The 8,194-nt window shown below is 43.8% G+C and carries 8 protein-coding genes; 4 read left to right on the top strand and 4 right to left on the bottom strand.

The genetic code is table 11. The features are described from left to right. Positions 1 to 765: 1,4-dihydroxy-2-naphthoyl-CoA synthase (menB, locus tag F6K38_RS23680; protein WP_287357599.1), on the top strand; the 765-nt coding region annotated here is incomplete at its 5' end. Between the two features lie 251 nt (positions 766 to 1,016). Here the strand turns inward: menB and F6K38_RS23675 are convergent. The 3 genes from F6K38_RS23675 to F6K38_RS23665 all read right to left on the bottom strand — a co-directional run bounded on the left by F6K38_RS23675 (position 1,017) and on the right by F6K38_RS23665 (position 2,885). After that, the gene (locus F6K38_RS23675) at positions 1,017 to 1,160 is read right to left on the bottom strand and encodes a hypothetical protein (protein WP_287357597.1); all 144 of its coding nucleotides are present in this window, start codon (positions 1,158 to 1,160) and stop codon (positions 1,017 to 1,019) included. A gap of 255 nt (positions 1,161 to 1,415) precedes the next feature. After that, positions 1,416 to 1,733 carry a hypothetical protein gene (locus F6K38_RS23670; RefSeq protein ID WP_044495055.1) on the bottom strand — a complete coding sequence of 106 codons (318 nt, stop codon included), beginning with the start codon at positions 1,731 to 1,733 and terminating at the stop codon, positions 1,416 to 1,418. Between the two features lie 528 nt (positions 1,734 to 2,261). Then, positions 2,262 to 2,885 carry a DciA family protein gene (locus F6K38_RS23665; protein WP_287357595.1) on the bottom strand — a complete coding sequence of 208 codons (624 nt, stop codon included), beginning with the start codon at positions 2,883 to 2,885 and terminating at the stop codon, positions 2,262 to 2,264. Positions 2,886 to 3,256: 371 nt separating this feature from the next. Between F6K38_RS23665 and F6K38_RS23660 the strand changes: the two genes are divergently transcribed. The 3 genes from F6K38_RS23660 to F6K38_RS23650 all read left to right on the top strand — a co-directional run bounded on the left by F6K38_RS23660 (position 3,257) and on the right by F6K38_RS23650 (position 6,792). Continuing rightward, positions 3,257 to 4,681, top strand: a complete 1,425-nt coding sequence (locus F6K38_RS23660) for an atrophin-1 family protein (RefSeq protein ID WP_287357592.1) — start codon at positions 3,257 to 3,259, stop codon at positions 4,679 to 4,681. An 86-nt stretch (positions 4,682 to 4,767) separates the two neighbouring features. Next, the gene (locus F6K38_RS23655; RefSeq protein ID WP_287357591.1) at positions 4,768 to 5,463 is read left to right on the top strand and encodes a PspA/IM30 family protein; all 696 of its coding nucleotides are present in this window, start codon (positions 4,768 to 4,770) and stop codon (positions 5,461 to 5,463) included. Positions 5,464 to 6,024: 561 nt separating this feature from the next. Beyond that, positions 6,025 to 6,792 carry a PspA/IM30 family protein gene (locus tag F6K38_RS23650; protein WP_287250750.1) on the top strand — a complete coding sequence of 256 codons (768 nt, stop codon included), beginning with the start codon at positions 6,025 to 6,027 and terminating at the stop codon, positions 6,790 to 6,792. Positions 6,793 to 7,030: 238 nt separating this feature from the next. On the opposite strand, the gene F6K38_RS23645 is transcribed toward F6K38_RS23650, so the two are convergent. Next, the gene (locus F6K38_RS23645; RefSeq protein WP_008189076.1) at positions 7,031 to 7,996 is read right to left on the bottom strand and encodes a glycosyltransferase family 2 protein; all 966 of its coding nucleotides are present in this window, start codon (positions 7,994 to 7,996) and stop codon (positions 7,031 to 7,033) included. Between the last annotated feature and the right edge of the window lie 198 nt (positions 7,997 to 8,194).

The raw sequence follows: 8,194 nt of genomic DNA, 5'->3' as shown, positions 1-8,194 counted from the left end.
AAAATTACCATCAATCGTCCCCACAAACGCAACGCCTTTCGTCCCAAAACCGTCTTTGAACTTTATGATGCTTTCTGTGATGCCCGCGAAGATCACAGTATTGGTGTTGTTTTATTAACTGGTGCTGGTCCCCACACCGATGGCAAATACGCCTTTTGTGCTGGTGGTGACCAAAGTGTACGAGGTCAGGCTGGATATATTGGAGAAGATGGCGTTCCTCGCTTAAACGTATTAGATTTACAACGCCTGATTCGTTCCATGCCCAAAGTAGTGATTGCCCTAGTTGCTGGATATGCTATTGGTGGTGGTCATGTCCTACATGTGATTTGTGACCTAACTATTGCTGCTGATAATGCTATCTTTGGTCAAACTGGCCCGAAAGTCGGTAGTTTTGATGGTGGGTTTGGCGCTAGCTATCTTGCCCGAATTGTTGGTCAAAAAAAGGCCCGAGAAATTTGGTTTCTCTGTCGTCAATACACCGCATCTCAAGCCCTAGAAATGGGTTTAGTTAACTGTGTCGTTCCAGTGGAGAAGTTGGAAGCAGAAGGGCTACAGTGGGCAAAGGAAATTTTGGCAAAAAGTCCTATTGCCATTCGTTGCTTGAAAGCTGCCTTTAACGCGGATTGCGACGGTCAAGCTGGTCTACAAGAGCTAGCTGGTAATGCTACGTTACTCTATTACATGACAGAAGAAGGAGCTGAAGGTAAACAAGCTTTCTTAGAAAAGCGTCCACCAGATTTTCGTCAATACCCTTGGTTACCTTAGATTATAGCAGTGTAAGCATATGCGCTACGCGCACGCTACTTGAGGTGCCGTCAGCTATCAGCAGTCAGCTTATGGGCAAATCCCCAGACTTTCAATTCTGATTAATCTCGAACTATTAGGTGCGACCCGTGGCGAATTTAATTCTTAATATTGTGCCTTGGCGCACGCTACGCGAACGGCGCACGCTACACGAACGAGGTTTATTTTAAGCATGATAGCTGACGGCACCTCAAGTAGCGTGGGCTTTTAGCTCACGGCTGACGGCTGATGGCTGATAGCACCTCAAGTAGGGTGCGCGTAGCGCATATGCTTATATCACTGTTCCCTGTTCCCCGTTCCCTGTTCCCTACCTCTACATCGTTAATTTTAAACTTGGTGCCAGATCTGATTATCAAGAAAAAACGCACCTTATTTTGAATCAAAGTGCGAGTAAAGCTATTTTAAGATCAGATATCAGGTGCCGATTTTTATGAAATTATTTGGCTTTTTCAGCTGACACCTGTAAGCAGGTAACTACTAGAACTAGAAGATTTGGTTTAAACTGGTTTTTGTGAAATTTTTTTATTTGAATTATTGATTGTATTAAGGGTAAAGTCACTAGTAAGTTACTGCTGATATTGCTGATAATACGAACAATTTACTTCAACAATTTACACCAGCATGATATCTGTTGACGAACTTTTAGAGGTGATGGTCTCACCTTGAACGGTCGTGTCTGTCCCAGAGGATGTTTCAGAGCACGTTACCGATAGCTCCTCTGTGAGCATCAGTTGTTCATCTTGCCACATCTGTTCTAGTGTCTCCCAAGAAGAAGAAGAAGAAGAAAATGTAGGCACAGCAAAAGCACAAGCTTTCCAGCTAGCTCTGACAGGCACCCCCAGTTGTTGACACATACCCCCTCGTCGTCCTTCTGACTGATAATACTGGCAAAATCTGCAACTAGATATAGGTAAATTCAATGTTTTCATGATAAGTCTTTGTTCAGGAAAATTTTATCTCCTCTTCACATTTCATTCTGCTACCTCTTACCTCAGCTTCTTATAGATAGCAAGCTGTTGACCAGCCTAGGTTATAGCCATATCGTTAGCCACTGAAGCTTTAATATTTTCTTAAGAAGTTTGTTACAAATAGATACATTTTATTTTACAAAAAGTAACAAAAAGAGATGGCTTCTGAAAGAATTGGCTTGCTTTATACCAAAAACCCATAGGGATCAACCAAAAAAACACACCAAAAGTGTATTTAGATACTGAATTTAGCCCGATTAACTTATGAAAAAGTATCAGTTCAGTGTTCTAAAAATCAAGGGAACAGCGGATCCCGGAACAGGGAATTGGGAATAGGCAAGAGCCAAGAGCCAAGAGCCAATAGGGAACAGGAATGCCCCCGACCTCCCGACCTCCCGACCTCCCGACCTCCCGACCTCCCGACCTCCCGACCTCCCGACCTCCCGACCTCCCGACTCCCGACTCCCGACTCCCTTCTAAAACCTTGCTCTAAATTTGCCATTGCTTAGTAGCACAAAGACCACAGACATCCCAACGGTGGAGTTCTCCTGGTGGAGTCGGACACTGACACTGAGGACAAAGTGGTAAATTTTGCGATCGCATCTGCATCATCTTTGCCCAACGTTTAAACGCTGCTTGGGGTATGTGAGTTTGGTCACTCGTTGTGTCAGTACTTTTGTCAGTGGCTTGACTACTTTCTGTGTTTTCTGTGTGGTCTAACTGCTCACAAACCAGTGATGAAGACATTGGCAAGATGGTGCTAGGGTGTCTGTGGTTTGGGGTCAACTCAGATTTTGAATAGCCATTGCCCAAAACTTGTGTTTTATGCCACTGAGCCGGAGAAAAGTGGATGTCAACTAGGGGCTCAGACCAACCAGCATTAAGCCGTTTCAACAACATCCGGCGCTGAAATTTTAGTTCTTGTGCCCAAACAGAGCTAGACGTAGCCACATATAAGATATCCCTAGAGATAGCATAGGGTCTGGTATGATTAGCTATGTTCACTCCTACTATTTCAGACCAACACTTAATTAGGGATGACAAGCGTTGTATACCTTGCCACTCGGGCTGATTTGTAATCCTATCTAAGATCTGATTGAGTGATTTAAGCATATCGCCTTACTAGATAGCGTTTATCGCAGTAATGAGGTACAGTCTTCTTTGAATTTGATTTCCTGTATTGATGCAGCGCATCCCTATTATTTATTGTTTCTTACCTGTTCCCTGTTCCCAGATCCGCTGTTCCCTAAAATTCCGAAATTGTGTACCTCATAGCTATGAGAATTGCTATAATTAGTTAATTTGACAATAGTTTTGATTGCTTCAGGACTTACGTCCCAGCGTCGAAGCCTTTGCCACGCTAGAAGCTTGTGTCACACTGGCCAAAAACTAGCTTATAGTTAGTAGGGTGACCCTAAAGATAGAATGGCTAGCGTTAAGTCCTGTTGCTTGTTCTGTAGCACAAACGACCGATAGAGTCCGCCATGAGCCAAAACTCCTCAGTTAATTCTTCCCCTAGCTCGACCGGTAACTACAAACTCAACTCAGTTTTACAAGCTGCTCTGAGTAGCCTTGATGTACAACTAGAGGAAGAATTAGCGCGCTACCGACGTCGAAGAGTAGGACGCCCAGTAATGACTAACCGTGGTCTTGGTCGTAACCGGGTCCGTAAACCCCTAGAGTTAATTTCTGTCGGTGAGGTAAAACAGAAACCCTCACCATCACCGACAAACCAGACCATCTCTCGACTAAACCAGCCATCAACCATTGCACTGCCAAACCTAACCACCAAGGCGACAACTTCTCAGAAACAACCACAACAGCCATTGGTTGAGGAGACTGAATCCCTAGATTCCCTCTCATCACAGTCCCCGAAACCTACTCAGCCACCAGTTGTATCCCAGTATAATAATGGTGACAGTGCTAGCCTAGGAATTCAGAAAGAGGCTACGGAGCAACTTAACCCTCCTGAAAAATTGCCTGAAGACTCAGGTAGTTTGATCAAGTTAGGGGCTAACCAAACCCAGCCAGAAGATTATCTCGAATCATCAGAAAAACTACTACAGAGTCTGGCAGAAGATGAAGAAGAATTTGACAACCAAAAGCAGGTGTCTTACCAACTGCTGACTCCGTTAAATGTCGGTTTCATGGTACTTTTGCTGTTGTTAAGCGCTACCCTACCCTATATCTTCTCCAATCCATCGGTGTTAAGTAATCTGGATCTGTCACGGCTGATCAGCTTCATCATCCCCAAGATCTCCAAAACCCCTCAGCAAATTAAACCACATAAACCACAACAGACTGAGTCGATTCCCCATTCTCCCCTACAGGGTGGACCTAATTTGGCTTCTGAGGAATTTGTAGACTTGAACTTACATACCCTTTCTCAAGTGGAAGCTACTCCAGGACCGCAGCAAAAACCTTTTTATACAAAAGATGTTCCTTTACCTAAGGTGGTTGAATCAGCTCCTAAGGTGGTAACTAGACCGATGCCTCCTAAAGGGTCTTCCTTATCTTCAGTACTTTTGCCTTCTGTTCAACCACTGCAAAAGGTTCCCTTGTCATCATTACCAACCACCTCAGGCTCTTTAGTACCCCCAGAAAGACGGGTACAGTCAGGATTACTTAAGCCAGCTATCTCTGAAACACTCCAGAATCAAGCCGCATCTCTAAGAACAGTGGTAGAGGAGTCTTTACCTGCTCGCGATCCTTTCTACTATGTGCTGATCAACTACGATGGTAAACGTTCCCTACAGCAAGCTAGGACAATTGTTCCTGATGCCTATGTGCGCAAATTATCTCAAGGTACCCGGATTCAGATGGGAGCTTTCAAATTTGAACATGAAGCACAAGGTTTGGTCGGAAAACTCCAGCAACAGGGAATTTCTGCTTCGATTTATCATCCTTAGTTAAGTTGAAACTGTCAAGTGTCAAGTTCAATCTTAATGACATCAGTTTTCATTCCCTAAGCCCTGATCATGTATGGAAAGCTGCCATGGGATTATTAGATCGTATGTTTAGAATAATTCGCGCTAGCCTTAATAGTCTGATTAGCCAAGCTGAAGATCCTGAGAAAATCCTGGAACAGGCTGTCGATGATATGCAGCAGGATTTGATTCAAATGCGGCAGGCTGTAGCTCAAGCGATCGCTACCCAAAAACGCACGGAACGACAAGCCTCCCAGGCTCAAGCCGCTGCTGAGCAATGGTACCGTCGCGCTCAGTTAGCCTTGTCAGCAGGAGACGACCAGTTGGCACGGGATGCCCTGACACGGCGGAAATCTCATCAACAGACTGTCACAACCATGAAAGCTCAGCTTTCCCAGCAAGCTGAGCTTGTTTCCAAGCTTAAGGAAGATCTCCGTACCCTAGAGCAGAAAATCTCAGGGGCCAAAACTAAAAAGAACTTGTATATTGCTCGGGCTCAATCAGCTAAGGCATCCATGAAAATTAATGAGATGCTGGGTAATGTGGGTAACAGTAGTGCCTTGAGCGCTTTTGAACAGATGGAAGAAAAGGTAATGCAGCTTGAAGCCCGGTCTGAGGCAATGGCTGAATTAGGCGGCAATCAACTGGATAAAAAATTTGCTGCTCTCGAAGGTAACTATGATGTGGAAGCTGAGTTAGCCGCCATGAAGGCTAATCTGATTAAAGGAACCGAAACTCCTCAATTACCCTCAACTCAGACATAATAACCGAAAAATCCGGAAAAATTGGATAAATAGCCGGAAAAAGTAAGTAGTTTCCCCATGGTCACCTCAATTGCACCTTGAGAAAGTTGTATCAAAACACCTTAGAGCCTTGACCCAAGGGGTTACTATATACGCAAACCGCACCTTCTCGACCTTCTTTCTCAATACTCGGAAAGGGAATAGGTAGAATAAGACAAGGACGTTTTCTGCTGAAGATGGCACTATTATATCATAAGCGCCTGTGGAAACCAGTTTTTAACCCCTCGAACAGCAATCCCGATCAATCCCCCATGGTTCAGCCGCCAGAAAGTTCAACCCTTAGCTTGTTGTCTAGCACTTTTTCCCAAGAAGTTTTTAAACTGGATGAAAGGCTCCCTGTCTTAATGGCTAGGGTATGGGTCAAGCCCGCAAATTTTTCAGTTACCCAATCAGACTTGAGATGGGACAGCAACAATTGCTTGTCCCTCAAGACAACTTAACTCAAGACAACTTAACTAGGCTTACGCACCAGCAAGCCAGTTTTATACCTACTTTGTACATTCCTAGAGGATAAACAGCGTTATGGGATTATTTGATCGCCTTAGCAGAGTGGTTAGAGCTAATCTGAACGATATAGTCAGCAAGGCTGAGGATCCAGAAAAGATTCTTGATCAAGCTATTGTTGATATGCAAGAGGATCTGGTTCAATTGCGTCAAGCAGTTGCCAGGTCAATTGCTGAACAAAAACGCACAGAGCAGCAATACAACAAAAACCAAACAGAAGCTAACAACTGGCAGAAAAGAGCTCAGCTGGCTCTGACCAAAGGGGATGAAAACCTGGCTCGTGAGGCTCTGGTGCGTAAGAAGAGCAATTCTGATACTGCTGGTACCCTGAAAACTCAGTGGGATCAGCAAACTGAGCAGGTCAATAATCTTAAGCGTAATCTGGTTGCTCTCGAAGGCAAAATTTCCGAAGCCAAGACCAAAAAGAATATGCTCAAAGCACGAGCTCAGGCGGCTAAGGCCAATGAAAAGTTACAACAAACCATGGGGTCTCTCAATACTAGTGGCTCCGTAGCAGCGTTTGAGCGTATGGAACAGAAAGTCTTGGATATGGAGGCTCGTTCTCAAGCTGCCCATGAGCTGGGTGGTAGTGACTTGGAAAGTCAATTTAAACTCTTGGAAGGCAATGATGTTGAAGATGAGTTGGCCACGATGAAAGCTCAGTTGGCTGGTGGTTCTGTATCTCAAGGAGCTTTACCAGCCCCAGAGGAGAAAAAATCGACTTCCTCAGATTCACCCGTTGACAAAGAGTTGGAAGACCTCCGCAAACAAATTGATAATCTGTAGTCAGATCAAATCCGGTTAATCACTTTGGTTTCACTGAAATTGTTAATTGTTAATGGTTAAGGGTTAATTGGTAATTGTTAATTGGTTATTAGCTAATTGCTTACTAGCTAATTGGTTACTAGCCAATTTTCGATTTTTAAGTTTTAGTTGACTAATTAATCACTTTGTGTTAAGTAAAATGGTTAATGGTTAATGGTTACTAGCCAATTTTCCATTAACTCATGATTCAAGTTGCCAATTAAAGCGGTAACTGGTGGTATAATTCTGGAGAGTATCCTAGAGTCTTTCTCAGTAACAGCAACTTCCAAGCAATCGGTGAGAAAGCAATCGGTGAAAAACACTCAGGAAACAATAACTTAGCGGCACTGATCAACTTACCTCGTTTAAGAGCTACTAAGCCCCAATGTAATCTCAGATAAGCGCCCAGCTCCCACAGTAATGGGAGTTTACCTTGATATTTTTCACTGACTAGTTCATAGATTTTTTGCTTAATCGAAATATGAGTCTTCAGACGTTTCTGGAACGAAAATTTTTGATTATAAGCACCAGACCAAACCGTCCGGTAAGCTAGGCACTTATTGATAAATATAGCATCCCCAAACTGGGCGATTCTAATCCAGGAATCAATATCATCAAAGTTGGTATCTAAGCTAGAATCCCAACCACCGGAACTGAGAAACCCATCACGGGAGAAAGCGACTTGCGCTGGGGTGCCAAACGGTACCATTTCCAGAAGCATTCCATAATGAATGTCTTCTTGGGCAATATATAACCTTGGCGGTGAACCTACTCGCCGTGTTATACTTAGTTCTACTCCTAAGGTATTTACTTGAGCCGATTGGCAAGAGCAAATCACTGCTTTCGGATGTAATGCGATCGCATTAGCCATTTCTTCAATGCAGTTCTTGGCTAAGTAGTCATCATCATCCAACAGCTTGATCCAATCACCAGTTGCCAACTCTACCCCTTGATTTACCGCTTTCGAGTGGCCCATATTATCGGAATTTCGGTGATAAACCAAGCTATGCTCACCAGCACGTGCCAACGCTTCACTGCGCTCTTGGACATAACCTTCAGTCCCATCAGACGAACCGTTGTCAACGATAACAATTTCACAGGGAAACGTCTGAGCAAGCGCGCTTTCAATTGCACGCTTGAGTAGATCTAGACGATTATAAGTCGTGATGACAACGCTGAATTTCATCTGGCACCCTCCAGGAAAATTCTGTTATTAGCTTAGCTTTAACCATCAAAGCTCCAACCTGATAATTTCCCTGAAAGCTTTATAACTAATAAGTTTAGCGTCATTATATCCCCATGTTGTTTAAAAGTTTCTAGTTAAAGTTTAAACTCTCAACCTGTAACCTTCAACCCACTAACCTTCAACCTTCAACCTTCAACC

The organism is Moorena sp. SIO3B2, assembly GCF_010692525.1.
Taxonomy (GTDB): Bacteria; Cyanobacteriota; Cyanobacteriia; order Cyanobacteriales; family Coleofasciculaceae; genus Moorena; species Moorena producens.
Note: the sequence above shows the minus strand (reverse complement) of the source record. Positions and strands in the feature narration are given on the sequence as shown.

Excerpts from the sequence above, each read along its gene's own strand:
- F6K38_RS23645 (WP_008189076.1), bottom strand. The coding sequence starts at position 7,996 with ATGAAATTCAGCGTTGTCATCACGACTTATAATCGTCTAGATCTACTC.
- F6K38_RS23670 (WP_044495055.1), bottom strand. The coding sequence starts at position 1,733 with ATGAAAACATTGAATTTACCTATATCTAGTTGCAGATTTTGCCAGTAT.
- F6K38_RS23660 (WP_287357592.1), top strand. The coding sequence starts at position 3,257 with ATGAGCCAAAACTCCTCAGTTAATTCTTCCCCTAGCTCGACCGGTAAC.
- F6K38_RS23665 (WP_287357595.1), bottom strand. The coding sequence starts at position 2,885 with ATGCTTAAATCACTCAATCAGATCTTAGATAGGATTACAAATCAGCCC.
- F6K38_RS23650 (WP_287250750.1), top strand. The coding sequence starts at position 6,025 with ATGGGATTATTTGATCGCCTTAGCAGAGTGGTTAGAGCTAATCTGAAC.
- F6K38_RS23655 (WP_287357591.1), top strand. The coding sequence starts at position 4,768 with ATGGGATTATTAGATCGTATGTTTAGAATAATTCGCGCTAGCCTTAAT.